23 protein-coding genes are annotated in these 25326 nt (G+C 68.9%); 14 read left to right on the forward strand and 9 right to left on the reverse strand.

The features are described from left to right. Positions 1-153 precede the first annotated feature (153 nt). The 5 genes from JUB13_RS04755 (at position 154) to JUB13_RS04775 (ending at position 7493) form a co-directional block, all read left to right on the forward strand. On the forward strand, positions 154-1137 hold the full coding sequence (locus tag JUB13_RS04755; protein ID WP_207477576.1) for an SDR family NAD(P)-dependent oxidoreductase: 984 nt from the start codon (positions 154-156) through the stop codon (positions 1135-1137). A gap of 13 nt (positions 1138-1150) precedes the next feature. Beyond that, complete coding sequence (locus JUB13_RS04760; protein WP_236024743.1) at positions 1151-2161, forward strand: MraY family glycosyltransferase; 1011 nt, start codon at positions 1151-1153, stop codon at positions 2159-2161. Between the two features lies 1 nt (position 2162). Next, positions 2163-3143, forward strand: coding sequence for an NAD-dependent epimerase/dehydratase family protein (locus tag JUB13_RS04765; protein ID WP_207477577.1), 981 nt, complete (start codon positions 2163-2165; stop codon positions 3141-3143). A gap of 59 nt (positions 3144-3202) precedes the next feature. Beyond that, a complete protein-coding gene (locus JUB13_RS04770) occupies positions 3203-5125 on the forward strand; it encodes a polysaccharide biosynthesis protein (RefSeq protein WP_207477578.1) in 1923 nt (640 codons plus the stop codon). A 106-nt stretch (positions 5126-5231) separates the two neighbouring features. Further along, complete coding sequence (locus JUB13_RS04775; protein WP_207477579.1) at positions 5232-7493, forward strand: LPS-assembly protein LptD; 2262 nt, start codon at positions 5232-5234, stop codon at positions 7491-7493. Positions 7494-7660: 167 nt separating this feature from the next. Here JUB13_RS04775 and JUB13_RS04780 read toward each other — a convergent pair whose 3' ends face one another. Then, the gene (locus tag JUB13_RS04780; protein ID WP_207477580.1) at positions 7661-8449 is read right to left on the reverse strand and encodes a class I SAM-dependent methyltransferase; all 789 of its coding nucleotides are present in this window, start codon (positions 8447-8449) and stop codon (positions 7661-7663) included. A 38-nt stretch (positions 8450-8487) separates the two neighbouring features. Here JUB13_RS04780 and JUB13_RS04785 point away from each other — a divergent pair, with 38 nt between their 5' ends. Continuing rightward, positions 8488-8670: a hypothetical protein gene (locus JUB13_RS04785; protein WP_207477581.1), complete on the forward strand. Its 183-nt coding sequence runs from the start codon at positions 8488-8490 to the stop codon at positions 8668-8670. Between the two features lie 52 nt (positions 8671-8722). On the opposite strand, the gene JUB13_RS04790 is transcribed toward JUB13_RS04785, so the two are convergent. Together JUB13_RS04790 and lptE are read right to left on the reverse strand one after the other, a co-directional pair. After that, a complete protein-coding gene (locus JUB13_RS04790) occupies positions 8723-9574 on the reverse strand; it encodes an AraC family transcriptional regulator (RefSeq protein ID WP_207477582.1) in 852 nt (283 codons plus the stop codon). 180 nt (positions 9575-9754) lie between these two features. Then, entirely contained in the window at positions 9755-10255 is a 501-nt protein-coding gene (gene lptE / locus JUB13_RS04795; RefSeq protein WP_207477583.1) for an LPS assembly lipoprotein LptE, read from the reverse strand. Between the two features lie 133 nt (positions 10256-10388). On the opposite strand from lptE, the gene cysD reads away from it, so the two are divergent. The 6 genes from cysD to JUB13_RS04825 all read left to right on the forward strand — a co-directional run bounded on the left by cysD (position 10389) and on the right by JUB13_RS04825 (position 16498). After that, positions 10389-11180, forward strand: a complete 792-nt coding sequence (cysD, locus tag JUB13_RS04800) for a sulfate adenylyltransferase subunit CysD (RefSeq protein WP_207477584.1) — start codon at positions 10389-10391, stop codon at positions 11178-11180. A 165-nt stretch (positions 11181-11345) separates the two neighbouring features. Next, a complete protein-coding gene (locus JUB13_RS04805) occupies positions 11346-12608 on the forward strand; it encodes a DegT/DnrJ/EryC1/StrS family aminotransferase (RefSeq protein WP_207477585.1) in 1263 nt (420 codons plus the stop codon). Then, positions 12608-13087: an acyltransferase gene (locus JUB13_RS31980; protein WP_207477586.1), complete on the forward strand. Its 480-nt coding sequence runs from the start codon at positions 12608-12610 to the stop codon at positions 13085-13087. Before JUB13_RS04805 ends, JUB13_RS31980 begins: the two co-directional genes overlap by 1 nt. After that, positions 13084-14088: an NAD-dependent epimerase/dehydratase family protein gene (locus JUB13_RS04815; protein ID WP_207477587.1), complete on the forward strand. Its 1005-nt coding sequence runs from the start codon at positions 13084-13086 to the stop codon at positions 14086-14088. Before JUB13_RS31980 ends, JUB13_RS04815 begins: the two co-directional genes overlap by 4 nt. After that, a complete protein-coding gene (locus JUB13_RS04820; RefSeq protein WP_207477588.1) occupies positions 14085-15698 on the forward strand; it encodes a tetratricopeptide repeat protein in 1614 nt (537 codons plus the stop codon). The genes JUB13_RS04815 and JUB13_RS04820 overlap by 4 nt, the downstream gene beginning before the upstream one ends. Beyond that, positions 15695-16498, forward strand: coding sequence for a polysaccharide deacetylase WbmS family protein (locus tag JUB13_RS04825; protein WP_207477589.1), 804 nt, complete (start codon positions 15695-15697; stop codon positions 16496-16498). The genes JUB13_RS04820 and JUB13_RS04825 overlap by 4 nt, the downstream gene beginning before the upstream one ends. A gap of 186 nt (positions 16499-16684) precedes the next feature. Here JUB13_RS04825 and JUB13_RS04830 read toward each other — a convergent pair whose 3' ends face one another. Next, positions 16685-17329, reverse strand: coding sequence for a class I SAM-dependent methyltransferase (locus JUB13_RS04830; protein ID WP_207477590.1), 645 nt, complete (start codon positions 17327-17329; stop codon positions 16685-16687). A 313-nt stretch (positions 17330-17642) separates the two neighbouring features. Here JUB13_RS04830 and JUB13_RS04835 point away from each other — a divergent pair, with 313 nt between their 5' ends. Beyond that, complete coding sequence (locus JUB13_RS04835) at positions 17643-18644, forward strand: Gfo/Idh/MocA family protein (protein WP_328702884.1); 1002 nt, start codon at positions 17643-17645, stop codon at positions 18642-18644. 40 nt (positions 18645-18684) lie between these two features. On the opposite strand, the gene JUB13_RS04840 is transcribed toward JUB13_RS04835, so the two are convergent. Further along, positions 18685-19440, reverse strand: coding sequence for a sulfotransferase family protein (locus tag JUB13_RS04840; protein ID WP_207477592.1), 756 nt, complete (start codon positions 19438-19440; stop codon positions 18685-18687). A 5-nt stretch (positions 19441-19445) separates the two neighbouring features. After that, positions 19446-20561 carry a DegT/DnrJ/EryC1/StrS family aminotransferase gene (locus JUB13_RS04845; protein ID WP_207477593.1) on the reverse strand — a complete coding sequence of 372 codons (1116 nt, stop codon included), beginning with the start codon at positions 20559-20561 and terminating at the stop codon, positions 19446-19448. A 254-nt stretch (positions 20562-20815) separates the two neighbouring features. On the opposite strand from JUB13_RS04845, the gene cysC reads away from it, so the two are divergent. Continuing rightward, a complete protein-coding gene (cysC, locus tag JUB13_RS04850; protein ID WP_207477595.1) occupies positions 20816-22675 on the forward strand; it encodes an adenylyl-sulfate kinase in 1860 nt (619 codons plus the stop codon). Here the strand turns inward: cysC and JUB13_RS04855 are convergent. The 3 genes from JUB13_RS04855 to JUB13_RS04865 all read right to left on the reverse strand — a co-directional run bounded on the left by JUB13_RS04855 (position 22658) and on the right by JUB13_RS04865 (position 25201). Continuing rightward, positions 22658-23065, reverse strand: a complete 408-nt coding sequence (locus JUB13_RS04855; protein ID WP_207477597.1) for a DUF6165 family protein — start codon at positions 23063-23065, stop codon at positions 22658-22660. The genes cysC and JUB13_RS04855 overlap by 18 nt on opposite strands. A gap of 188 nt (positions 23066-23253) precedes the next feature. After that, entirely contained in the window at positions 23254-23970 is a 717-nt protein-coding gene (locus JUB13_RS04860) for a choice-of-anchor K domain-containing protein (RefSeq protein ID WP_207477598.1), read from the reverse strand. Between the two features lie 160 nt (positions 23971-24130). Then, positions 24131-25201: a Do family serine endopeptidase gene (locus tag JUB13_RS04865; protein WP_207477600.1), complete on the reverse strand. Its 1071-nt coding sequence runs from the start codon at positions 25199-25201 to the stop codon at positions 24131-24133. Between the last annotated feature and the right edge of the window lie 125 nt (positions 25202-25326).

Genomic DNA, 25326 nt, shown 5'->3' on the forward strand with positions numbered 1-25326 from the left:
CTTTCGGCGAGGCGCAACCCCTTAGGTGCAAGGCGCCCGCGCCCGGCGCCCCTCGCTCATTCGCTATGGCCTGCACCACCGGAAATGCGGTATGCCGCCAGAAGGCAGCCCGTTCCAGCGGGCTCTAGGCTTTCTGTCAGCTCAGGACCCCGCATGACGACGATCGTGACCGGCGCGGCAGGCTTCATCGGGTTCCATGTGGCGGCCGCGCTGCTCGACCGCGGCGAGTCGGTGGTCGGCATCGACAACCTGAACGACTACTATAGCGTGGACCTCAAGAAGGCCCGCCTGTCCCGTCTCGCGGACCGGCCTGGCTTCCGCTTCTTCCAGGCCGACGTCTCGGACCGCGCCGCCATCGCCGACGCCTTCGCCGCCGCCGGGCCGGTTCGGCGCGTCGCGCATCTGGCTGCCCAGGCCGGCGTGCGCTATTCGCTCGAGAACCCCTATGCCTATGCCGAAGCGAACGTCATGGGCCAGGTCGTCATGCTGGAGGCGGCCCGACAGATGAAGGGGTTCGAGCATTTCGTCTATGCGAGCACGTCCTCGGTCTACGGCGCCAACGAGAGGCTGCCCTTCTCGGTGGAGGACCGCGTCGATCGGCCGATCTCGCTCTACGCCGCGACCAAGCGGGCGGGCGAGCTGATCGCCTACAGCTACTGCCACACGCAGGGCATGACCGCGACCGGCCTGCGCTTCTTCACGGTCTACGGGCCGTGGGGACGCCCGGACATGGCGCTCTATCTCTTCTGCGATGCCATCGCCAACGACCGGCCGATCCGTGTCTTCAACGGCGGCCAGATGGAGCGCGACTTCACCTATATCGACGACGTCGTCGCCGGCGTGCTGGCGGCGCTGGACCGGCCCGCCGAACCCGACGCCCTGGGCGTGCGCCACACCCTCTACAACCTCGGGAACAACCGGTCCGAGAAGCTGATGCGGTTCATCGAGCTGATCCAGCAGGCGATGGGCCGCGAAGCGCAGCTTCAGTTCGAGCCCATGCAGCCCGGCGACGTGCGGGCGACCTTCGCGGACATCGACGCGAGCCGCCGGGACCTCGGCTACGAGCCGCGCACGCCGATCGAAATCGGTGTCCCGAACTTCGTGGCGTGGTACAAGCGTTACCACGGCATCGACTGACGCTCCTTCGAGATTGCTCCTGGAAACGCCGCCCGGCCAGGCGCTCGCCCTGGCAGCCGTCATGCTCGCATGCGCCCTGGTCTCGACGGCGTTGACCCGCCTCGTGCTCGCCTGGCTGCGCCGGCGGGCGATCCTTGACCTACCCAACGAACGAAGCAGCCATGTCGTGCCGACGCCACGCGGCGGCGGCTGGGGCATCATGCTGACCCTGCTGCCCGCCATGGTGCTCGCGGCGCTGGCGGGCGGAGCCCCTCCGGCGGCCTTCCCGGTGCTCGGCGGCTGCTGCCTGCTGCTTGCCGTGTCCTGGGCCGACGATCGCCGCAACCTGACCGCACGCCTGCGCCTGCTGACGCAGGCCGCGGCGGTTGCCGCGGGGCTCGCGGCCATGCCTGCCGACGCGCTGATCCTGCAGGGCCTGCTGCCGCTGTGGGGCGACCGGCTCGTGGCGGGGCTGGCCTGGGTGTGGTTCGTGAACCTCTACAACTTCATGGACGGGATCGACGGGATTGCGGGATCCGAGACCGCGGCCGTCGGCATCGGCGTCGCCGCCGTGGCGCTTGCCGCGGGGCTCGAGCCGGGGCCCGGCTGGATCGGGGCCGCTGCGGCAGGCGCTGCGCTCGGCTTCCTCGTTTGGAACTGGCACCCCGCGAAGCTCTTCATGGGGGATGTCGGCAGCGTGCCGCTGGGCTATGTGCTGGGCTGGCTGCTTCTGACGCTGGCGGGCCGTGGGCAATGGGTGGCGGCGGTGCTGCTGCCGTCCTACTTCCTGGCCGACGCCACCATCACGCTGCTGCGCCGGCTGATCCGAGGCGAACAGGTCTGGAAGGCCCATCGCGAGCACTTCTATCAGCGTGCGGTGCAGGCGGGCCTAAGTCACGCCCGGGTGGTCCGGCGGGTGATTGCGGCCGACGCCGCCCTCGTGGCGCTGGCGCTCGCCGCGGTCGCATCCGGACCCGCCATGCTTCTGCCGGGCGCCGCCGTCGTGCTCGCCCTCCTGCGCTCCCTGGCGCGGGCCGGGCGCTGACATGAGGGTCCTCGTCACCGGCGCCACGGGCTTCGTCGGACGGGCCACGCTTGCCGCCCTCGCGCGCCGCGGCCATGTCGTGCGCGCAGCGCTGCGGCGCCCGCCCGACGGCGGCACCCCCGCCATGGCGCACGAGGCCGCCGTGGTCGGCGACATCGGCCCTCAGACCGACTGGAGCGCCGCGCTGGCGGGCGTCGACGCGGTGATCCATCTGGCCGCGCGCGTGCACCGGATGCGGGAGGACGACACCGATCCGCTTGCGGCATACCGCCACGTAAACGCCGCAGGCACCGTCGCGCTGGCCCGGACCGCCGCCGCCGTGGGCGTGCGCCGGCTGGTCCTGGCCAGCAGCGTGAAATCGGTGGCCGACGGGCCGCTTGCGGCTCCCTTGACCGACGCGGCGGTGCCGGCACCGACCAGCCCCTACGGCATCTCCAAGCTGGAGGCCGAGCGCGGCCTTTTCGACGTCGCCTCCGCCTCCGCGCTCGAGGCCGTGGTGCTGCGCCCGCCCCTGGTCTACGGGCCGGGTGTCGGCGCCAACTTCCTGAGGCTGCTCGCCACCGTCCGGCGAGGAATGCCGCTGCCGCTCGGGGCCGTGGCGAACCGGCGCTCGCTGGTGCATGTGGAGAACCTCGCTGACGCGCTGGCTCTCGCAGCCGAGCATCCCCGCGCGCCGGGGCATGCATTCCTCGTCCAGGACGGGCCCGCCCTCTCGACGCCCGATCTGGTGCAGGCGCTGGCGCAGGCGATGGGCCGGCCGGCACGGCTGGTTCCCGTGCCGCCCGCGCTGATCCGGGCCGGCGCGCGGCTGCTTGGCCGGGGCGATGCCGCCGACCGGCTGCTGGGCTCCTACGAGGTCGACGATTCCGGCATCAGGACGATCCTCGGCTGGCAGCCTCCGGTGGCGGCGAAGGACGGCTTGCGCGCCACGGCGGAATGGTTCATGACTGCCCGATCGGGACAGCCGGAGCGCCCTTCCTGAGGGGCGGCGCATGGCCGTCCGGCCGTCCCCGCCCGCTGCGAGACCGACTTCCCAGGCCCATGAGATCCGGACGCGCCACCCTCGCCTATGTGCACGACGTGGCCATGACGGGCCTGGCCTTCGCCTTCGCCATGTATCTGCGCGTCGGCAGCGAGATGTGGGGCGAGTTCAGGCAGGCGCTGCTGCTGGGAATTCCCGTCTCGATGGCGTGTGGGGCCCTGATCTACCGCGTCTTCGGGCTCTATCGCGGAATTTGGCGCTACGCCTCCATGCCGGATCTGACCCAGGTCGTGAAGGCCGCCTCGGCGGTCTGCCTCGCCACGGTGCTGGTGGCCTTCCTCGCCAGCCGCCTCGACGCCTTCCCGCGGTCGGTTCCGCTGATCCAGTGGTTCGTCCTGATCGCCCTGCTCGGCGGGCCGCGCTTCGGCTACCGGCTCCTGAAGGACGGCCGGATCAGCTTCAACGACTCCGCCCGGCGCGAGGGCCGGGTCCCCGTGCTCCTGGTCGGCGCGGGCGACGAGGCGGACCATTTCATCCGCGCCCTGACCGGGAACCCGCACGCTCCCTACTGGGTGGTTGGCGTCGTCGACGACAAGGGACGGCGCGTCGGGCGCACCATCCAGCGCGTTCCGGTGCTGGGGACCGTCGAGTCGCTTGCCGGCATCGTCGAGGATCTCCGGCGCAAGGGAATCCAGCCCCAGCGGCTGGTGCTCACCCGCCAGCACGACGACGGCGAGGGAGCGCTGATCCGGAGCCTGCTGGAAAAGGCTGAGGAGCTGGGCCTGACCCTGAGCCGCCTGCCATCGCTCACCGAGTTCAAGGACGCCCTGGGCGAGGGCAAGATCGAGCTGCGGCCCGTGGCGGTCGAGGACCTGCTGGGCCGCCCGCAGGCGCGGCTGGACCGCGGCGCGATCAGCGATCTCGTCGCCGGACGCCGGGTCCTGGTCACCGGAGCGGGCGGCACGATCGGCGGCGAGCTGACGCGGCAGATTGCGGCGCTTGGTCCGGCCGAGCTGACCATGGTCGATTTCGGCGAGTTCAACCTCTACACGATCGACCAGGAGATCCGCGGCCGCCATCCCGGCCTCGCCTGCCGCACGGTGCTGTGCGACGTCAGGGACCGCGAGCGCGTTCTGCGCGTGATGCAGGAGGCGCAGCCCGAGCTCGTCTTCCATGCCGCCGCCTTCAAGCACGTCCCCTTGGTCGAGCTGAACCCGGACGAGGGTATCCTCACCAACGCCATCGGCACCCGCAATGTCGCGGACGCGGCGAGCGCCGTCGGCACGCGGGCCATGGTCCTGATCTCGACCGACAAGGCCGTGAACCCGACCAGCGTGATGGGCGCCAGCAAGCGCATCGCGGAAGCCTACTGCCAGGCTCTCGACATGGTGGGCCTGCAGGACGGCTCCGGCGGCTCGACCCGCTTCATGACCGTGCGCTTCGGCAACGTGCTGGGATCCTCCGGCTCCGTGGTGCCGCTGTTCCAGCGCCAGCTCGCGGCGGGCGGCCCGCTGACGGTCACCCATCCCGAGATGCGGCGCTTCTTCATGACCGTGCGCGAGGCGGTGGAGCTGGTGCTCCAGGCCTCGGCCTATGGCTGGAGCCATCCGGACGAGCGCGGCCGCGTCTTCGTCCTCGACATGGGCGAACCCGTCCGCATCGTGGACCTCGCCCGGCAGATGATTCGCCTGGCGGGCCTGCGCCCGGACAAGGACGTGCGGATCGAGTTCACGGGCCTGCGCCCAGGCGAGAAGCTGTTCGAGGAGATCCTCCTGCCGAGCGAATCCTTCAGCCGCACGGAAAGCGACGGGATCTTCCGGGCCTCCCCCCGCGTCATCGACTACGCGCTGATCTCGAAGGCGCTGCGCGACCTGGAGGCGGCCGCCCGCGCCGGCGACGTCGACCGCGCCCTGGCCCTGGTCGGCACGCTCGTCCCGGACTTCAAGCACGCCGTCCTCCAGACGCAGGCTTCCGCGCCCTGAGCGGCGCGCTGCCGGCGTGGCCCCCTTCGCCAACTCCGCCTTGCTCCCTTCGTCCTGCCCAGGGTAACGATAGCTGATGCTCCCTCCACGGAAGCCCCGCCCCATCGTGTCCTCCAGGTTCCGCCTCGCCCTGTTGTCGGGCCTCATCGTCGCCGGAGCGCTCGCCGCAGCCGGCGCCCGCGCCCAGCAGCCCCAGGCGCAGGCACCGGCGCAGCCCCCCGCGGGCGCGCCCGGAAGCCAGGAGCCCGTCCTGCTGAACGCGGACACGCTGACCTATGACGAGCAGCTGAACGTCGTCGTGGCTTCGGGCAAGGTCGAGATGGCGCAGGGCGACCGCGTGCTGCTCGCCGACTCCGTCACCTTCAACCGCAGCACCGACGTCGTCACGGCGACCGGCAACGTGGTGATGCTGGAGCCGACGGCCGAGGTCTACTTCGCGGACTATGTCGAGCTCACGCGCGACATGAAGGAGGGCTTCATCCAGGGCGTGCGCGCCCTGCTCTCGGACAATTCCCGCATGGCCGCGCCCGAGGGCGAGCGCACCCAGGACGGCCGCTACACGCGGCTGAACAATGCGGTCTACTCGCCCTGCAATCTCTGCGCGAAGGACCCGACCAGGCCGCCGCTCTGGCAGGTCAAGGCGGTCCGCGTCGTCCATGACCGCGACGAGAAGAACGTCTACTACCGCGACGCCTGGCTGGAGATGTTCGGCGTCCCGACCTTCTACACGCCCTTCCTGTCCCATCCGGACCCCTCGGTCGAGCAACGCAGCGGGTTCCTGGCCCCGACCTTCTCGCTGGGCGGGAACCTCGGCGGATACGCCAGCGTCCCCTATTACATCGGAATCGCGCCCGACAAGGATCTGACGCTCGCCCCGAGCTACAGCAGCGAGGACGGCCCGCGCCTGGCCGGAACCTACCGCCAGCGCTTCGGGCGCGGCGAGCTGCGCCTGGACGGCAGCATCCTGAACGCCGACCGCATCGAGACGATCACCGGCACCCCCGTGCGGCGCGAGGATCAGTGGCGCGGCCACCTGTTCGGCAACGCGCGCGTCGACCTCGACGACACCTGGCGGGCCGGAGCGCAGATCCAGCGGACCAGCGACGACACCTATCTGCAGCGCTACGGCGTCTCCAGCCAGTCGCTGCTGCGCTCCAGCGCCATTATCGAAGGATTCCGCGGGCGCAACTACGCCGCGGCCAGCGGCTACTACTTCCAGGACCTGCGCCCCTTCGTCACCAGCAGCGACGAGCCGCTGATCCTCCCGCTCGGCGAGGTCAGCCTGCTTGGCGACCCCGGGTCGGCGCTGGGCGGTCGCTGGTCGCTCGACCTCGGGATGCTCGGCCTGCACCGCGACGAGGGCACCAATGTGCGGCGCCTGTCCAGCGAGGCCGGCTGGGAGCGCACGATGATCTCCGGGACGGGTCTGGTCACGACGATCACCGCCAGCACCCGCGCCGATTTCTACGACGTCGAGCTCGTCAACCAGGCCCGCGCGCCGGGCGAGAACGGCGACGATCAGACCCTGCGTCTCTTCCCGCAGGCCCAGATCACGACCCGCTATCCGATGGCGACGGAGATCGGGACGGTGCAGGCCGTCGTCGACCCGGTGGTCCAGCTCACCGTGGCCCCGCGACTGGGCACCGATCCCGCGATCCCGAACGAGGACAGCGCCACCGTCGATTTCGCCGACACCAACCTGTTCCGGGCCAGCCGCTATGCCGGCATCGACAGGCTGGAGACCGGAAGCCGCATCACCTACGGCGTCGAGACCGGCGTCTACGGCTTCGGCTCCGGCTTCTCCGACCTGTTCCTGGGGCAGAGCTACCGGCTTATCGACGAGCAGGGCTTCCCGCGGGGATCGGGCCTGGAGGACAGGGCCTCGGATTTCGTGGGTCGCCTGCGGATCCAGCCGAACGACTATTTCCGGACCACGACGCGGTTCCGGCTGGATTCCGACAACCTGGAGCAGCGCCTGACCGAGGTCACGGCGTCGGGCGGCGTGCCGGCGCTGCGCGTCGGTGTGGTCTACCGCTACACCGACGAGGTCACGGGGCCGGCCGGCCGGCCGGAGGACGAGAGCCTGATCGTGAACGCGACCTCGCGCCTGAACCGGTACTGGAGCGTCGGCGTTGCGCAGAGCCGGGACCTGGACCAGGAGCGTCCGGTGGAATCCCTCCTGGTGGGAACCTATGCGGACGAGTGCCTGATCTTCCAGATCAGCGCCTCGCGAAATCACACGCTGAGACGGGTCGAGTCCGACACCGGCACCGCCGTGTTCTTCCGCCTGATCTTCAAGAACCTCGGCGAGTTCGAAGCTCCGCTGACCGGCGGCACACGGGTCGACCCGGGCAGCCCGCAGTTCTGAGGCCCGGCACCGGCGCGAACGCCGCGCCGCAAAGCCCGAAGCGCATCGCGCCGGGGGCGGAACGCTCGGGACGGGAATGTCGCGCCGGGGCGCCGCATGGCGAGACGCGGCCATGAGGCGCCCTGTCAGGCGTTGAGCCTGTGCCGCTTCATGGCGGCGGTCATCCGCTAGGAGCTGCGACCGGCGACGGCGAGAAGGACCGGCGCGACGATCCGGAGCCGGTCGCCCACGGCGAGATCCCCGACGACACGAAGGATCGCATCCTCCACCTTCTTCCGCTCATCATCGCTGAGCGCGACATACGGCGCCATGTAGCGATTCAGGGCGCGCACCTCCTCGAGATAGGCCGGGCCTGCCGGCCCATGCCAGACGGCCTGGATCTCCTCGACCTCGACATCGGCGAAGCCGGCCGATCGCATTTCGGCGGCAAGCCGGGATGGATCGGACAGGGCGACGAAACCCTCTGCTGGCGCCGGCGGCGCCCGGTCGGGAAAGACGGAGCGCAAGGCCTGCGCCATGATCATGAATGGCCCGCCGCCCGGAGGCCTCTGCCAGGTCGCGACGCACGCCATGCCGCCGGGCCGGACGACGCGCGCCTGTTCCCGCAATCCCCTGCGCCAATCCGCGAAGAGACTGACGCCGAATATCGAGAAGGCGGCATCGAAGCTGTCGTCCGCGATCTGCAGGTCCTGCCCGTCCATCACGCGCGCCTCCGCCTTGGGGAATGGCGCCAGACGCTCCGACAGGAGGTTCACCATGCCCGGGGCGATGTCCACGGCGAGGACGGACGCGCCGCTGTAGGCCGCCGGGACGCTCAGCGCGCCGGCACCGGCGGCGATGTCGAGCACGCGCGTGCCCTCGCCGATGGATCCGACCCGGCGGAAGCCCTCCATGGCGATCGGCGCGGTGATGCGATTGCCCGTCCGCTCGTATATTCGCGCGAAGTCGTCGGTCATGTGCGGGTTCTCGGCTGGCGACAGCCCTTTCGGGATCCATGCCGCGCTTCCCGGTGGCGGATTTCCCGCTGATGGATTTCCCGCTGATGGATTTCCCGCTGATGGATTTCCCGCTGATGGATTTCCCGCTGATGGATTTCCCGCTGATGGATTTCCCGCTGCCGATGGCTGCTGCATGCGTCGCTCCCCTCGTGCTGTTGGCATGTGCCGGAGGCAAGTGAGGGGAGGCTAATCGGGGCAGGCGGCGGCGATCGTGTAGATTCTTGCGCGACTTCAGCGGCCGCCAGCCAGTTGCATCGGCGAGGCGCCATAGACCCGCCGGATCCAGTTGCTGAGGTGGCTCTGGTCGCTGAAGCCCGTTGCCGCAGCGATCTGCGCAAGCGGCCCCTCGCCCACGCGCAGCAGGGCGCGAGCCCGTTGAAGACGCCGGCGGACGACGTAGCGGTGCGGGCTCACGCCCACGGTTGCGCGGAAGAGGCGGGCGAAATGAAAGCGGCTGCAGCCGACGACGGCGGCAAGGCTGTCGAGGTCGAGCGGCTCGGCCAGATTGTCGTGGATATACTCCTCCAGACGCTTCAGCGCCGAAGCGTTCATCGGCGCGCGCCGCGGTGCAGGCGCCGCGGAGACGTGGTGCGCGGCCAGATGCGCCAGCAGCGCGTCGGTGACGCTGCTCCAGAACAGCATGCCATTCGGATGATCCGCCGCGGCTTCGGCCTCGAGTACCCGCGCGATCCGAGTCAGGACGCGGTCCGCACCCTCCACCCGCGGGATGAGCGTGGCGCCGGACACGGCGAGATCCGCCTTGGCGAGCGCCAGGCACTCGGGCGAGACCTGCATGACGATGCCGTCCATGGGACCGCCGAACGCCGTGAAATGCCGTGCGCCAGCTGGACAGATGCACAGGCCGCCGGGACCGGTTCGATGATGGACGCGCCGGCCATCGATCATGTGCTCTGCGGGAACCGGGTCCGAGCACACGACGCCGATCATGTGATGCGTCGTCGTGCCGCTGATCGACGTTCCGCCGCCGAACGAGACATGCGCGACCGCCACGCCGTACTTCTCGGTCGGGCAGGACTGGACGGAAACCTTCACCCGGCCGCCGCCCTGCGGCACGACGACCATGCTCGAGGGGGCGACGAACCGTATCGCGGCGTCCGCCCGCGGCTGGGATACTGGCATGGGCACCACGCTGGCCGGCATTCCTGACCGCAGGTTACCATCATGCCGGCCTGGCGCCGGGTGACCTGTCGCGGCAGGCCCTTCTTTGCAGAGCGCAACAGGCCCCGGAAGCCCGATGGATGGCTAGCTGGCGTCGCGGGCCAGGAATAGGGAGATCCGGCGCGTCAGGTCGCCGGCGACCTGATCGATGGCACGGTCGTAAGCATCCTGCTGGTTCACGAACAGCGCGAACTGGCCGCTGACGGGGGTCTTGTAGATCACCGCGTTGGCTGTCCCGACATTGACCGCGCGTCCGGTCCGGTCGACCAGTTGGTAGCTCGCCGTCAGGGACACCGAGCTGGCAAGCTGGGCACTGTCGAGCGAGTCGTCGAACAGGTTGTCGAAGACGTTCAGCCGGATGTTCAGGACGTAGTCCGGTCCTGCTGCGGAACGGGGCGTCGTCTGGAACCGGTCGATCAGCTGGTTGCGCAGCCGCTGGCCGACGCGCCCTTCCACGGTGGCGACCTCGACGCGCGAGAGGTCGGCGTTCGCGGTGGTCCCCTGGTCGCCGTAGATCGGCCGGAGTCCGCAGGCCGGCAGCAGCAGACAGAGCGCGATGACGGCGCCGCGACGCCAGGACGTCATGGGGAACCTCGAGGAAAGGACCGGCCGAACTTAGCCACAACGCCGTTGTGCGGCAAGCCGCCGGGCACCGAGGCTTCCGGCCGGGGGGAAAATCGGGTAGCGTCCCCGGCCTTCACGCAGCGCGGGCCAACCCATGCAACACCTCGATCAGCTAGAAGCGCGGACCATCTACATCCTGAGGGAGGCCTTCGCGCGTGTCGATCCGCTGGCGATGCTCTGGTCGATCGGAAAGGACAGCAACGCCCTGCTGTGGATGGCCCGCAAGGCCTTCTTCGGGCGCGTCCCCTTCCCTCTGATCCAGCTCGACACCGGCATGGAGCTGCCCGAGGTCTATGCCTTCCGCGACCGCATCGCCGCCGAGTGGGAGCTGAACCTGATCGTCCACGACTGCCCGCCCGAGAGCGAAATGGACCCCACCCTGCCGCCCGCGACCCGGGCGGCCGCGCGCAAGACCGAGGGGCTGAAGCAGGTCCTGCAGCAAGGCTACCGCGGGATCCTGGCCGGCATCCGGCGCGACGAGCAGGCCACCCGCGCCAAGGAGCGCGTCTTCTCGCCGCGCACGCTGGACGGCGCCTGGGACTTCCGCGACCAGCCGCCGGAGTTCTGGGACCAGTACAAGACCGAGTTCCCCGAGGGCACCCACGTGCGCATCCACCCGCTGCTGCACTGGACCGAGATCGACATCTGGCGCTACACGCAGCGGGAGGGCATCCCCGTCGTGCCGCTCTACTTCGCCCGCGAAGGCAAGCGCTACCGCTCCCTCGGCGAGAAGAACATCACCTTCCCCGTCGCCAGCACCGCCTCGACCATCGAGGAGATCATCGCCGAGCTGGAGACGACGAAGGTCTCGGAGCGGGCCGGCCGCGCCATGGACCACGAGGCCGAGGACAGCTTCGAACGCCTGCGTTCCAGCGGGTACATGTAAGGGGCGCAGCAAGGCCCCTGCGCCGCGCGAAGGCTCGTCCGGGAGGGCGTCGGCGGGCCGTTTTACGATGCATTTACCTTTCGCCCGGAGAATGGAACGCATCGCGGCCCGGCCACTTTTCCCGGCCGCCCGTCGGATTCGGCGCAGAGCCTCCGGAAGGGAATGATGCCGGATACGGACGACCGGACACACGCGCCCCTGATCCCCGCGCCTCCCATTCCCGCGCCCTCGATCCCGATGTCCCTCCCGCAGCTCGGCGAAGAGGAAGCGGCGGCCGCGCGCCGCGCGATCCTTTCGGGCTGGGTGACCCAGGGACCGGAGGTCGCCGCCTTCGAGCGGGAGTTCGCCGCCTTCGTCGGCGCGCCCCATGCCTGTGCCGTTTCCAGCTGCACGACCGCCCTCCATCTGGCCCTGGCCGCGCTGGGCGTCGGACCGGGGAGCGAGGTCGTCACGGTCTCCAGCTCCTTCATCGCGACGGCCAACGCCGTCCGGTACGTGGGCGCGATCCCCGTCTTCGCGGATGTCGAGGCCGACAGCGGCAACATCGACCCGGACCAGGTCGCGCGCGCCATCGGTCCCCGCACCCGGGCCATCCTGGTCGTGCATCAGATCGGCCTTCCCTGCAATCTCGACAGGATCCTCGCCATCGCGGCGGAGCGTGGCGTCCCCGTGATCGAGGATGCGGCCTGCGCCATCGGCAGCGAGATCCTGAGGGACGGCGAATGGGTGCGGATCGGCCGTCCGCTCGGCCATGTCGCCTGCTTCTCCTTCCATCCCCGCAAGATGCTGACCACGGGCGACGGCGGCATGCTGACGACCGCGGATCCCGAACTCGACCGGCGCTTCCGCCTGCTCCGCCAGCACGGGATGAGCGTGAACGACCTGGCGCGCCATGGCTCGCGCGAGGTCGTCTTCGAAAGCTACGACGAAGTCGGCTACAACTACCGGATGACCGACATCCAGGCCGCCATCGGCCGGGTGCAGCTTGCACGGCTGCCGGATTTCCTGGCGCTGCGGCGGGAGCAAGCCGCGTGCTACGCCGATCTGCTGGCCGGGATCCCCGGCCTGGACCTGCCCCGTGAGCCGTCCTGGGCACGGACGAACTGGCAGAGCTACTGCGTCCGCCTCAGCGGCGGCCAGGACCAGCGACGCGTGATGCAGGCGCTGCTGGATCGCGGAATCAGCACGCGGCGTGGTGTCATGTGCGCGCATCTGGAACCGGCCTGGCCCAGCGGAACTTGGCGCTGCACCGGGCATTACGGCTGCGGATGTTCGGAGGAACGCGCCTGCGCGGCCCTGGCGCAGAGCGTGGCGTGGCGTGACCAGGGGCTGATGCTGCCGATCCACCACCGCCTGAGCGCGGACGACCAGCGCCGGGTCGCTGCCGCCCTTCGGGAAGTCCTCGCCCCCACCATGGAGACGGCCTGATGCCGATCGCTCCCGACGTCGTCCTCGCCGATGGCGTCGCGATTCCCCATCCGAGCCTCGTCAACCTGTATGGCTGCCGCATCGGCCCGGACACGAAGGTCGGGACATTCGTCGAGATCCAGCGCGGCGTCGAGATCGGAGCGCGCTGCAAGATCTCGTCCCATAGCTTCCTGTGCGAGGGCGTCACCATCGAGGACGAGGTCTTCGTCGGGCACGGCGTCATGTTCATCAATGACCGCCATCCGCGGGCGGCCAAGGACGGGCGCCTCCAGACGGCCGAGGACTGGACGATGGAGACGACGCGCATCTGCCGCGGCGCCTCCGTCGGCAGCGGCGCCGTGATCCTGTGCGGCGTCACCGTGGGCGCAGGCGCCCTCGTGGGCGCAGGCGCCGTGGTGACGGAGGACGTGCCGCCAGGGACGACCGTCGCGGGCGTGCCCGCGCGGACCATGCTGCGCCGGATTGCGGGGGCATCATGAGCGGTGACCGCATCCTCGTCACCGGCGGCGCCGGGTTCATCGGCAGCCACCTGGTCGACCAGCTCGTTGCGGAGGGACGGGCCGTCACGGTCCTGGACGACCTTTCGACCGGCGAGCGCGAGAACCTGGCCGAGGCGCAGGCGCGCGGCGACGTCCGGCTGATCGAGGGATCGGTGCTCCGGCAGGATGCGCTGGACGCGGCCATGGAGGGCTGCGGAGCCGTCTTCCACATGGCGGTGCAATCGGTACGGCGTTCGCTCGGCCGGCCCGTGGAGAACCACGAGGTCAACGCCACCGGAACGCTGCTGACGCTGGAGGCGGCGCGGCGGCACGGGATCGGCCGCTTCGTCTACTGCTCGTCCTCGGAGGTCTACGGCAACGCCTCGGACGGCATCCTCGAGGAGGACCGCACCGTCTGCGCTCCCGTTACCGTCTACGGAGCGGCAAAGCTCGCCGGCGAGCATTACACGCTGGCCTACGGGCAGACCTACGGCCTTTCGACCGTGGTCGTCCGGCCTTTCAATGCCTTCGGCCCGCGCGAGCACGACCGCGGCGACATGGCCGAGGTGATCCCCCGTTTCGTGATCCGCGTCCTGAATGGCCTGCCACCGGTGGTCTTCGGCGACGGGAGCCAGGGGCGCGACTTCACGCACGTGACCGACACGGCGCGCGGGCTGCGCCTTGCGGCGGACTGCGCGGCGCTGACCGGCCGGACCGTCAATATCGGCCACGGCCGCCTCGTCACGGTCCGTGAGGTCGCAGAAGCGGTGATCCGCGCCTGTGGCCGCAATGATCTTGCAGTGGATTTCGCCGCTCCGCGCCCCGGCGACGTCTACCGGCTGACGGCCGGCACGCAGCGCGCTGCGGAGACCCTCGGCTTCGCCCCTCGTGTCGGCTTCGACGATGGCCTGCGCGATTATGTGTCTTGGTTCCGGGCGCACCGTCCCGATCCCTCGCAAATGCTCGAAGCAGACGTCGCGAACTGGAAGATGCCGGAATGAGCGGCCCCGAACCTGCAGCCCCTCCTCCATCCCTGGATGAAATTCTGGATCGGCTCCAGTCGGGCGCCCCCGTATCGCCCGACGACATGGCCTTGCATCTGACAGTGGGCCCGCCGGGCGAACGTATCGCCAATAATGCACGGATCGCTCTTTCGCTTCTTGCCAGCGGGAGGGCTGCCGACGCGCGCCGTTTCGCCGAGCGCGCATGGACCCTCTCTCGGCATGCGCCCCAGCTTCTCGACCTGTTTCATGCGACGCTCGGGCAGGACCTCGAGGCAAAACGGAAGTCGCTGCGCGATGCGGCGCGACGGACGGCAAGGGAAGGGCAGATCGGCGCTACGATCGGGCTCCTCGACCACTACACCCACTTTCGTGCCATCAACGGGCACGACAACTGGTACGAATTCGATTGGGACGCCCTGGCATCCCTGCGCGCGCTCGCCGAGAGGTGGGCCTGCCCGAGGCGCCCCATAGAGCCGCTCGAGGGTCGCCGTCTCAAAGTCGCGATACTCATCTACGGTGCGGACCATGTGGGCTCGATCATCACGCGCGAGGCCGTCGCGTTCGCATCGCATCACGACCGCAACCGCGTGGACCTGCGCTTCTACGTGCCCGTCCCCCGGGAGCGAGTCTCGCCTTCCTCCCTCGCCGAGCTTGCGCGCGCCGCGGAACAGGGCGTCGCGGTCGAGTTCGCGCCATCGGACGCAGGCGACACGGCTCTCGTCGCACTCGGCCACGGCATCGCGCGCTGGGGCGCCGACATCCTCTTCACGACGGCGGTGCTCGCATCCACGGCACTCTACTTCGTCCAGTCCCTGCGCCCCGCTCATGTGAACGTCGCGCTGGTCCAAGGGCAGATACCGATCTACACGTCGCCGGAAACTGACTTTGCAATTCTTCGCCGCGCCGAGTACGCGCTCGACTGTCCGTGCGAATGCGCCCATATCCCGCACGAGATGGAATTGCCGGACCTCGCCTCGGTCCACCCGGCAAGCCGGCGGGATATCGGCGTCCCCGAAGATGCCTTCGTGATTGCGGCAAGCGGCCGCACGGTCAAGTTCGCCTCGCCACAATACTGGGACATGATCACCGGCGCGCTGATGCGGCGGCCGGATGCCTGGTTCGTCGCGATCGGTCCAGGAACGCCGGACGGTTCCACGCCCCAGGTTCCCCTTTCCGCTCCCGAAGACGTGCTGACGCGGATCCGGTTCCTTCCCTGGACCCCGACGCCGCTGTCGTTCATCTCCCTGGCCGATGTCGTCGTCGACACCTTCCCGATCGGCGGGAGTGCAACACTGGCGGAAGCCATGGCGCTCGGAAAGCCGTGCATCGGCTTCCGCCGGCCGGCCATGATCTTCTACGACCACAACGATCACGGCGACAACGGGATGGTGCTGCAGCTGCCCGAGCTGCGCGTCCCGCTGGGCGATCGGAACGCCTTCATCAGCCTCGTTGATCGCCTGGGCAGCGATGCTGCGTTCCGGACCGAGCTCGGAAAGGCCTGCCAGCGCCAGGTGCATGAAGTCTACGGCCAGCCCTGGCGAAGCGTGGCCCGTTATGAAGCGATCTGGTTCGACCTTATTCGCCGGCGTCTGGAGGGAGCAGCATGATGGGTCCGACCGACTGGCCAAAGGACCTCGATCCGCGCACCGTCTGCCTCAGCGTCGATGTCGAGTGGGCCGCGGCCGACGTGCTGCAGGACCTCATCCGGCTCTTCGACGAGCGCGGACTGCCGGCGACCTTCTTCTGCACCCACGACGGTGTGCATGTAGGGTCCGGCCATGAGCGTGGCCTCCATCCGAACTACCGCCGCAATGGGCATACCATGCGCCGAATCCGAGAGGAGATCGCCGCCGGGGCGCCCGATGCCGAGGAGTACATCTACCGACGCGTTCTCGAGATCACGAAGACCTTTGCCCCCGAGGCGCAGGGCGTGCGAAGCCACAGCCTGTTCTACGATTCCCAGATCCTGGAAATCTATTCCACGCTCGGCCTTCTATATGACGGAACTTACGCCCTGCCCTTGACGAACGGCCTTCACCCGATCTGGAAGGAGTATGGCGTCCTCGAAATGCCCGTCTACTACAACGATCATTTCGACCTGAAGACGGGCGCCACGGGTTTCGATGCGTCAGCGCTGCAACTCGACCAACCCGGCCTGAAGATCATCGAGCTGCACCCGAACATGGTCTTCATCAATGCGCGCGACAACGCGCATTACTTAGAGACCAAATCCTTTTATCACGACAGTGCACGGCTGCTCGAAGCGCGCCATGACGGCCCCGGGATCCGCACGTTGGTACTCGACCTGCTGGACAGGCTCGTATCCGAACAGCTGCCCTGCCTGCTGATGGGTGACGTCTCGCGGAAATGGCGCCAATCGGTCGCCCCCTGGCCACGATCGCGCTGAGCCGCACTCGCCCCCTTCCCTTTCAGGCGCCCTCCAGTCACGGACACACACCGGCTATCCCGGATCCTGCCCGGTTCGGTTTTGCCCTTCGGTGGCGCACTGGTCCCGCCGCGCAAGGCGGTGGGACCAGGGATCCTTATGCGGTTGCGCCGGAAAGACGGGCGGGCCGCTCGGCGCTCGCGACGCTCACCCGGCGGGGAACCACCAGTCATAGTCCCCGGTGTACCCGGCCTGCTCGAACAATGACACCCAGTCATCAGGGGACAGGACGGACTGCGCCACCGTGAAATGCGCGCGGTCCTCGTCGTTCCGACAGGCACCAACCACCAGGAAGCCCGGGCCGCGGGAGACGCGCTGCAGTTCGGCCAGCGCGGCCTTGGCGCCCTTGGGATCCAGGATGTTGTGAAGGGCCCCTATCGAGATTACGAGATCGAAGTGGCCGGTCGGATAGGGAAGCTTCGCAGCGTTGGCCAGGGCAAGATGCGGCTTCGCCCCTTCCACCGCGTGGGTCAGCGCATAGAGCGAGATATCCACGCCCATGGCCTCGATACCGGGAACCTCCTCCAGGAAGTCGTTGACCAGGAAACCCTTGGCGCAGCCGACATCGAGGATCCGGCTCCCCTTCCCCAGACCATAATGGGCCGCCATGCGCCGCGCCACCGCGCGCCAGCGCCCGTCATACCGATAACCGCCGTAGCCCTGCTCGCGCGTCCCGTCGAAATAGGCCTCGCCGAGTTGCTGGGCCAGGCGCACGTCGTCTTCGGACGCCTTCGGCTTTCCCGACGGCGGTTTGCGGGGAAGATCGACCAGCAGGTTAAGCTGACGTCCCATTGCTCCCCCTCGTATTCGCGATTTCCTTGAGCAGGCCGAAGTGGTCCGTGGCTTCGGTCAGCATGACCGGAACGCCCTCGACCACGGGATAGGTCTGCCCGCAGTCATTGCAGGCGAGGTCACCCGCCACCTCACTCAGCGCCCCTCCCCCTGCAGGCGCACAGGCCGGGCAACGCAGATTAACGAGTTGTTGAAGGACCATGCAGCACACTCTCCACAGATCGGCAGGGATCGTGGCTAGAAAGCGGTTAAGTGCCAGTTAATGGCCACCTTCGGTCAAATTTAGGCAGAGGAGACGGGCTTGAGCATAAGGGTGGCGGTTGCCGGTCTTGGCTATTGGGGCCCAAATCTCGTCCGGAATTTTTCCGCAAGCTCAAGCTATACGCTGGTCGCGGCCGCGGACCGCAGCGAGTCCGCGCGTCGGGCCGCAGGGGCCAACATTGGACGCCCCCTCCGGATCGTGGAGGATGCCGAGGAACTGATACGGTCGCCCGACATCGACGCCATCGCGATCGCGACGCCGGTCAGTACGCATTACAAGCTTGCCGCCATGGCACTCGACGCCGGCAAGCATGTTCTCGTCGAGAAGCCGATGTGCACATCGAGCCTCGAGGCCGAGGATCTGACGGCACGCGCCCGCCGCGCCGGCCGCGCGCTGATGGTCGATCACACGTATCTCTTCACCGGTGCCGTCCAAGCCATCAAATCCACGATCTCTTCGGGTCAGCTCGGAAAGATCTGCTATATCGACGGCATGCGGGTCAATCTCGGCCTCTTCCAGCCCGACGTGAACGTTCTGTGGGACCTCGCGCCGCACGACCTTGCAATCCTCGACCATCTTCTTGGGATGGACCCACAGCACGTGGAAGCCTCCGGCTACTGCCACGTGAACCCCGACCTGCCCGACATCGTTTACCTGACGATGTATTTCGGCCAGGCCGTCTGCCACCTGAACCTGAGCTGGATGTCGCCGGTGAAGGTCCGTCGCATGGTGATCGGCGGAAACGAGCGGATGCTCGTCTGGGACGACCTGAACCCGGACGAGAAACTCAAGGTCTACAACAGCGGTATCAGCTTCCAGCCGCCGAGTGAGCGGTCGATCATCGTTCCCGACTATCGCACAGGCGACGTCTTCTCGCCGCGCCTGCCGCGCCACGAACCGCTGGCGGCGGCGGTCGAGCATTTCGCGCGCGTGATCCGTGGCGAGGAGCAGCCGATCATGGGAGCGGACATGGGCCTGCGCGTCGTGCGCACGCTGGAGCGTGCCCAGCAGGCGCTCGACGCAAGCCTCCGCCGCGTCGCGGCCGCCCAGTAGGCGTCATCGCGGCCCGCGGGTCGCCCGCGCTGCGGATCGCTCAGGTCCAGATCCTGAAATCCGGCCCCAGCAGCGCGGACAGGCGCCGGTTGGGCTCGGCATACCGCGCCGTTAGCGCCGGACGGGCGGCGGCGAGCACCCGCTCCTCCCGGGCGACGGCCCCCTCGTTGATGCGCCCGAGGTCACGGGCGACTTCGGGCATCGGCCGGGCGCCGACGAAGCCGTGAGCCGTCGCGGCGACGGCCCCCGGGTTTTCGGCGATGTCCTCGTAGCGCAGCACGAGGATCCGCTCGCGCGGGAGGCGCGCGAAAAAGGGCGCCAGCAGGTCGGCATACAGGCCGCGCGAGAAATAGGCGTGGGCTCTCACCCGATCACCCGCCGCGCTGGCCGCCGCGTCGCGCTCCGCCTCGAGAGCGAGCGCCTCCGTGAAATTCTCGGTCTCGCGCCCGTTCTGCACGGACCAGCGCCAGTTCGAGTAGGCGCGGTCGACGGGATCGCGGAGCACGAAGATCATCCGGACCTCCGGGAGCGCGTCGGCGATCCGCGCCGCGGCCTGCGGCGATTCCAGGTAGTTCGTGCTCTTCTCGCCTGTGACCAGACCCTCCGGCAGGTCCGCGAACCAGCTCCGGGAATAGTATCCAAGCCCCTGCCCGTACCGGTCCTCGTCGATGAAGAACTTCGGCTCGGGCTTGACGGGCTTCGCCAGGGCGATGCCCGGATGGGCATCCATCGCGTGGTAGAGCCAGGTGGTTCCCGAGCGGGCAGCACCGCCGATGATGAAGTCAGGCAGGCGCATGGGCGTCAGCCGCGCCCATAGAAGCCGCGGACAGCTTCCGTCACGGCCTGGACCTGAACGTCGGCCATTCCAGGATGCATGGGCAGCGACAGGCACTGCTCCGCCCAGCGCACGGAGACAGCGAACTCGTCAGCCCCGTGTCCCAGCCCTGCGAGGCAGGGCTGGCGGTGCAGCGGCACCGGATAGTGCAGACCCGTCTCGATGCCCCGTTCATGGAGCCATGCCTTGAGGGCGTCGCGCTCGGGCGTGCGGACGACGTAGAGATGCCAGACATGGCCAGGCACGCGCCCGGGTCTGACGAGCGGGAGGCCCGCCAGCATCTCGTCGTACAGCCCCGCGATCCGGCCGCGCCGCGCGTTCCAGTCGTCGAGATGCCGGAGCTTGTGGCCGAGAACGACGCCCTGCAGCCCCTCCATCCGGTAGTTGAAGCCGAGCTCGTCGTGCACGTAGCGGGCGCCCTGGGCGTGGTTGCGCAGGGAACGCATCCGTGCCGCCGCTTCGGCGTCGTTGGTGGCGATCGCCCCCGCCTCGCCTGCGGCGCCCAGGTTCTTGCCGGGATAGAAGCTGAAGCAGCCGGCATAGCCGTGGCCGCCGACACGGCGGCCGCGCCACTCCGCCCCCTGTGCCTGGGCGGCGTCCTCGATCACGACCAGGCCACGGCGCGCCGCAAAGGCTCCGACCGCGTCCATGTCGACGGCCCGGCCGTACAGATGCACCGGCATGATCGCCTTCACCGTGGGATCGCACCTCCGCTCCGCATCGGCGAGGTCGATCAGCCCGCTATCCTCATCCACATCGCACAGGACCGGCCGCGCGCCGACATAAAGCACGGCCCAGGCCGTGGCCACGAAGGTATGGGCGGGCAGCAGAACCGCATCCCCCGGGCCGATGCCGGCGGCGATCATCGCCAGATGCAGGGCCGATGTGCCCGAGTTGACGCCCACCACGTAGGCGACGCCGAGATAGTCCGCGAAGCGGCGCTCGAACGCCTCGACCGCGGGGCCGAGGCAGAAGGCGCTGGTCTCGAAGGTCCGCTCGATGTCGGGCCGCGCCGCCTCGGCGATCACGCGCCACTGCCAGGCCAGATCCATGAATGGCACATGCGGACGGTTCTCGGACACCGGGTATTCCTCTCGCTCCCCTGGCAAGGCTATGAAGCTGCGGTTAAGGAACTATTAGCTCTGTATCTCCGACGCTGCGGGGTCACGTGCCGGTTCGCCGGGAAAAATGCCGTCCCGCGCCAGTTTCCCCTTCATTCTGGCGGCCGGGCTGGTAATCAGATCGGGACGGGCCGGCGCGCGCAGGCCCATGGAGGGAACGCTGCGCGTGGCGTTCCCGGTGGATAGCAGGTCTCGGTTACCGGGAGTTTGGATCGATGGAGCGCAACCAGCTCAGGATCGTGGTGGTCGGCCACGTCGATCATGGCAAGTCGACGCTGATCGGCCGGCTGCTTCACGACACCGGCTCCCTGCCCGACGGCAAGGTCGAGGAGCTCAGAGCTGTGTCCGAGCGCCGGGGCATGCCGCTGGAGTGGAGCTTCGTACTCGACGCCTTCCAGGCCGAGCGAGACCAGGCGATCACCATCGACACCACGCAGATCTGGTTCAAGAGCGCGCTGCGCGACTACGTGATCATCGATGCGCCTGGCCACCGCGAGTTCCTGAAGAACATGGTGTCGGGCGCGGCGCAGGCCGACGCGGCGGTGCTGGTGGTCGACGCCCAGGAGGGCGTGCGCGAGCAGTCCCGCCGCCATGCCTATCTGCTGCGCCTGCTGGGGCTGCGGCAGGTGGTGGTGGTCGTCAACAAGATGGATGCGGTGGCGCATGACGCGGCCCGCTTCGCCGCCGTCCGGGGCGAGATCGAGGCCTATCTCGCCGAGATCGGCGTTCCGGCCAGCGCCATCGTGCCGGTCTCGGCGCGCCATGGCGAGAATCTCGCGATCCGCGCGACAAGCATGGATTGGTACGAGGGCGATACGCTGCTCGAGGTGCTGGACCGCTTCGCGCCCCAGACCAGCCCCGTGGACCAGCCGCTGCGCCTGCCGATCCAGGACGTCTACAAGTTCGACGAGCGGCGCATCCTGGTGGGGCGGATCGAGACCGGGCGTCTCGGCGTCGGCGACACGGTGCTGTTCTCGCCGACCAACCGCACCGCCCGGATCCGCTCCATCGAGCACTGGGGGCCGGGCGCGGCGCCCGTGGAGGCGCGCGCCGGACAATGCGTGGGCATCACCCTCGACGAGCAGATCTTCGCCGAGCGCGGCGACGTGCTCAGCCATGCCGAAAGCGCCCCGATGCTCTCGAACGTGTTCCGGGCGCATCTGTTCTGGCTCGGCCGCGAGCCGCTGCGCGCCGGCAAGCAGCTGAAGCTGAAGCTCGCCACCGCCGAGGCGAGCGTCAGGGTCGAGGCGATCGAGCGCGTCATCGACACGCAGTCCCTGGGCTCCGGCCAGGCGGAGGAAGTCCGCACCAACGAGGTGGCGGAGGTCGTCCTGCGCTCGCGCGAGACGCTTGCCCTGGACGAGGGCAGCCGCACGCCGGCGACGGGCCGTTGCGTCCTGGTGGACGTCTACGACACCGTGGCCGGGGGCGTGATCTCTATGAAGGGCTATCCCGACCAGCGCCAGCTCACCGTCCGCAAGGCCACGAACATCCACGAGGTCGACCACCTGCTGACGCGGGACCTGCGCTCCGCCCGCAACGGGCACAAGGGCGCCGTGGTCTGGCTGACCGGCCTGTCGGGCGCAGGCAAGTCGACCCTTGCCATGCGGCTGGAGAAGCGGCTCTTCGACCGCGGCGTGCAGACCTACGTGCTGGACGGAGACAACGTGCGCGCGGGGCTCTGCGCGGATCTCGGCTTCTCGCCGCAGGACCGGGCGGAGAACATCCGCCGGGTCGGCGAGGTGGCTGCGCTGTTCGCCGATGCCGGGCTCGTGGTGCTGACGGCCTTCATCTCGCCCTACCGCTCCGACCGCGACCGGGCCCGCCAAGCGGCCGGCGACGCCTTCCACGAGATCCATGTGCAGGCCGACCTCGCCACCTGCGAGGGTCGCGACCCCAAGGGCCTGTACCGCAAGGCGCGCGAAGGAAAGATCCCGGAGTTCACCGGCATATCCGCGCCCTACGAGGAGCCCGAGAAGCCGGAGCTCGTCGTCGACACGGCCGCGCTGGGCATCGAGGAATGCGTCGAGCGGGTGATGGCCTACCTGGAGGAGCGGCTACGCCCCGGGGCCTGACGGATCGTAGGGCGCGTAGGACTTTTCCTCGCGGATCTCGCTGCCGAGGAGATCGTTGATCTGGCGCTTCACCTCGGCCCGGCGGTCGTTGGTGTGATAGACCGCGCGCGCGAGCCGGATGAACTCGGGGCCGAAATCCTTCGCCCGCTCGCACTCCCGGATCTCGTCCTCGATGACCCACAGGGCCTCGTTGATGGACTTGAGCTCGGCGCGCAGCGCGTTCAGCGCCTGGCTGTCCTCGACCGATTCCTCGAGCGCGCGGGTCAGGATGTCGAACTCGATGGCGACGTTGCGCCGCTTGGCCTCGTCCCCGATCCGCTCCAGCTTGATCTCGAGGATCGACAGCTTGTCGATCAGCTCGCCAGGGGCGACCTCGATCTGAATGCCCATGTGAAAGCTCCTCCTGGCCGGGCGCTATAGCATGGCTCCGGGCCCGGGCCTATAGGGGCCGCTTCACATGGCATCGGGCTCTCCCGCGAGGACAGGCGGGCCGGAACCCCGAAGGCTCCGGCCCGCGTACCTTGGCAAGGTATCTCCGGCCTCGGGCAGTACGCCTGCCGCCTGCCCGAGGCCGCCGGTCAGGCCGCTGCCTTCCGGCGCCGCACCGCGCCGAAGCCGGCGATGCCGGCGCCCAGCAGCGCGAGCGTCGCGGGCTCGGGCACCGCCTTGAAGTCCGCGGTGATGTACATCTTCGACGTCTTGCCCTCGGGGTTGAACCAGGCCTGGCCGTTGAGGCTGCCCGGATCGCCGCCGGCGAGGCTGTACTTCAGATCCGAGACCAGGATGCCGTTCAGGTTGAACGAGAGGTTCGAGAGGTCCGCCAGGGTGAGGCCGAAGAGCTTGTCGCCCGGGGGGTTGATGGAGTTCAGGATCTCGAGCGAGAAGGCCTCGACATCGCCCGCGGCGTTCGGCTGCGTGAAGTTGATCGACAGCGTGTACTTCACGTTGAAGTCGTCGGGCGTGATGCTGGAGGAGGTGGCGCGGTTGGTCCAGACCAGCTCCGCCAGGATCACGTCGTTGGCGTCAGTGGCGACATTCCAGGTACGGTCGACCGCCGTCAGGGTCGAGCCAGCCGAGGGGAACCAGCCACCCTGGTAACCCCACTCGACCATGGTGTTCTGGCCGTTCGCCTGAGTGTCGGAGATTCTGCAGGTCTCGCCGTAGGTGCAGCCCGAAAGGTTCGAGAATGCACCGCCCGAGGTGCCGGCCACGATGGCGGCCTCGGCCATGGACCCGGCGAAGAGCACCGGCGCGAACATTCCGGCGGCGATGGCGAGCGTGCGAAGCTTGGTCATGATGTCCTCCCCTAGAGGGCCGCCCGGGCTGGGCCGGCCATGCGGGGAGAAAAGCTAAAACTGTGCCAATCTCAAAAATCGCGTAAAATCAAATACTTATTCACGCCGACGAGACGCGGCTGTAAAGTTCCCGGACTCCCGGGCCCGCCGCTGCGGGCCGTCACTGGCGCGCCGCTCGCGGCGCCTCCTGGATGCGGACGGCGATCTCGCGACGGCTGCCGCCGCGCTCGACCGTCATGGCCACGCTTTCACCAACGCGCTTGAGCCCCACTCGGTTGCGCACCTGTGTCGCGCTGCGCACCGGGGTGCCGTCGATGGCCAGCACGATGTCGCCCGAGCGCAGTCCCGCGCGCTCCGCGGGAGAGCCCGGTTCGACGCCGCCGATCACCGCCCCCTCCATCAGGGACACGCCAGCCGCCTCGGCGAGATCCGGTGTCAGGTCCTGGATCGCCACGCCGATCCGGCCGCGGCGCACCTCGCCATACTCGACGATCTGCTCCATCACGGCGCGTGCCATGTTGACCGGCACGGCGAAGCCGATGCCCACATTGCCGCCGCTCGGCGCGAGGATCGCCGTGTTGATGCCGATCAGCCTCCCCCGGAGGTCGACCAGCGCCCCGCCGGAATTCCCGGGGTTGATCGAAGCGTCGGTCTGGATGAAGTCCTCGTAGCCCTCGACCTCGATGCCGCTGCGGCCGAGGGCGCTGATGATCCCCGAGGTCACCGTCTGGCCGAGCCCGAACGGGTTGCCGATCGCCACCACGTAATCGCCGACCTCGATCCGGTCGCTGTCACCCAGCGGCACGGCCGTCAGGTTCGCGCCCTGGATGCGCAGCACGGCGATGTCGGTCCCGGGATCACGCCCGACGAGCTGGGCCTGGAAGCGGCGGTTGTCCTTGGTCGTCACCTCGATCGCGTCCGCGTTCTCCACCACATGGTTGTTGGTGAGCACGAAGCCCCGGCGGGCATCGACGATCACGCCCGACCCGCTCGAGCGCGTCTCGCGCTGACGCGGCATGTTGGGCAGATCGAAGAAGCGCCGGAAGAAGGGATCGTTGAACAGCGGGTTCTGGTTCGGCGCGCGGCCGCGCACGGCGATGTTCACGACCCCGGGCGTCACTTCCTGCAGCATCGGCGCCAAGGTGGGGACCGGTGCAGTCTGGGACAGGACGGGCTGAGGAGCGGCAAGGCCGCATGCGAGCGCGAGGACGGCGATCCGGGCAATCTTCATCGACAACTCTCCCTCCCGAGGCAGGCCTGGACGTCCATGCGGCGGGCCCGGCCGGGCGGTTTCGAGATATGCAGGGCCGGCCCGCGCGCAAGGGCGCGCGGCGCCCTGCCCCTCGGATCGACGCC

Source organism: Arenibaculum pallidiluteum, from assembly GCF_017355985.1.
Lineage (GTDB): Bacteria > Pseudomonadota > Alphaproteobacteria > Azospirillales > Azospirillaceae > Arenibaculum > Arenibaculum pallidiluteum.

Coding starts and splice junctions, on each gene's coding strand:
- JUB13_RS04755 (WP_207477576.1), top strand. CDS start 154: ATGACGACGATCGTGACCGGCGCGGCAGGCTTCATCGGGTTCCATGTG.
- JUB13_RS04765 (WP_207477577.1), top strand. CDS start 2,163: ATGAGGGTCCTCGTCACCGGCGCCACGGGCTTCGTCGGACGGGCCACG.
- JUB13_RS04770 (WP_207477578.1), top strand. CDS start 3,203: ATGAGATCCGGACGCGCCACCCTCGCCTATGTGCACGACGTGGCCATG.
- JUB13_RS04780 (WP_207477580.1), bottom strand. CDS start 8,449: ATGACCGACGACTTCGCGCGAATATACGAGCGGACGGGCAATCGCATC.
- JUB13_RS04785 (WP_207477581.1), top strand. CDS start 8,488: ATGCCGCGCTTCCCGGTGGCGGATTTCCCGCTGATGGATTTCCCGCTG.
- JUB13_RS04790 (WP_207477582.1), bottom strand. CDS start 9,574: ATGGTCGTCGTGCCGCAGGGCGGCGGCCGGGTGAAGGTTTCCGTCCAG.
- lptE (WP_207477583.1), bottom strand. CDS start 10,255: ATGACGTCCTGGCGTCGCGGCGCCGTCATCGCGCTCTGTCTGCTGCTG.
- cysD (WP_207477584.1), top strand. CDS start 10,389: ATGCAACACCTCGATCAGCTAGAAGCGCGGACCATCTACATCCTGAGG.
- JUB13_RS04805 (WP_207477585.1), top strand. CDS start 11,346: ATGCCGGATACGGACGACCGGACACACGCGCCCCTGATCCCCGCGCCT.
- JUB13_RS31980 (WP_207477586.1), top strand. CDS start 12,608: ATGCCGATCGCTCCCGACGTCGTCCTCGCCGATGGCGTCGCGATTCCC.
- JUB13_RS04815 (WP_207477587.1), top strand. CDS start 13,084: ATGAGCGGTGACCGCATCCTCGTCACCGGCGGCGCCGGGTTCATCGGC.
- JUB13_RS04820 (WP_207477588.1), top strand. CDS start 14,085: ATGAGCGGCCCCGAACCTGCAGCCCCTCCTCCATCCCTGGATGAAATT.
- JUB13_RS04825 (WP_207477589.1), top strand. CDS start 15,695: ATGATGGGTCCGACCGACTGGCCAAAGGACCTCGATCCGCGCACCGTC.
- JUB13_RS04830 (WP_207477590.1), bottom strand. CDS start 17,329: ATGGGACGTCAGCTTAACCTGCTGGTCGATCTTCCCCGCAAACCGCCG.
- JUB13_RS04840 (WP_207477592.1), bottom strand. CDS start 19,440: ATGCGCCTGCCTGACTTCATCATCGGCGGTGCTGCCCGCTCGGGAACC.
- cysC (WP_207477595.1), top strand. CDS start 20,816: ATGGAGCGCAACCAGCTCAGGATCGTGGTGGTCGGCCACGTCGATCAT.
- JUB13_RS04855 (WP_207477597.1), bottom strand. CDS start 23,065: ATGGGCATTCAGATCGAGGTCGCCCCTGGCGAGCTGATCGACAAGCTG.
- JUB13_RS04860 (WP_207477598.1), bottom strand. CDS start 23,970: ATGACCAAGCTTCGCACGCTCGCCATCGCCGCCGGAATGTTCGCGCCG.
- JUB13_RS04865 (WP_207477600.1), bottom strand. CDS start 25,201: ATGAAGATTGCCCGGATCGCCGTCCTCGCGCTCGCATGCGGCCTTGCC.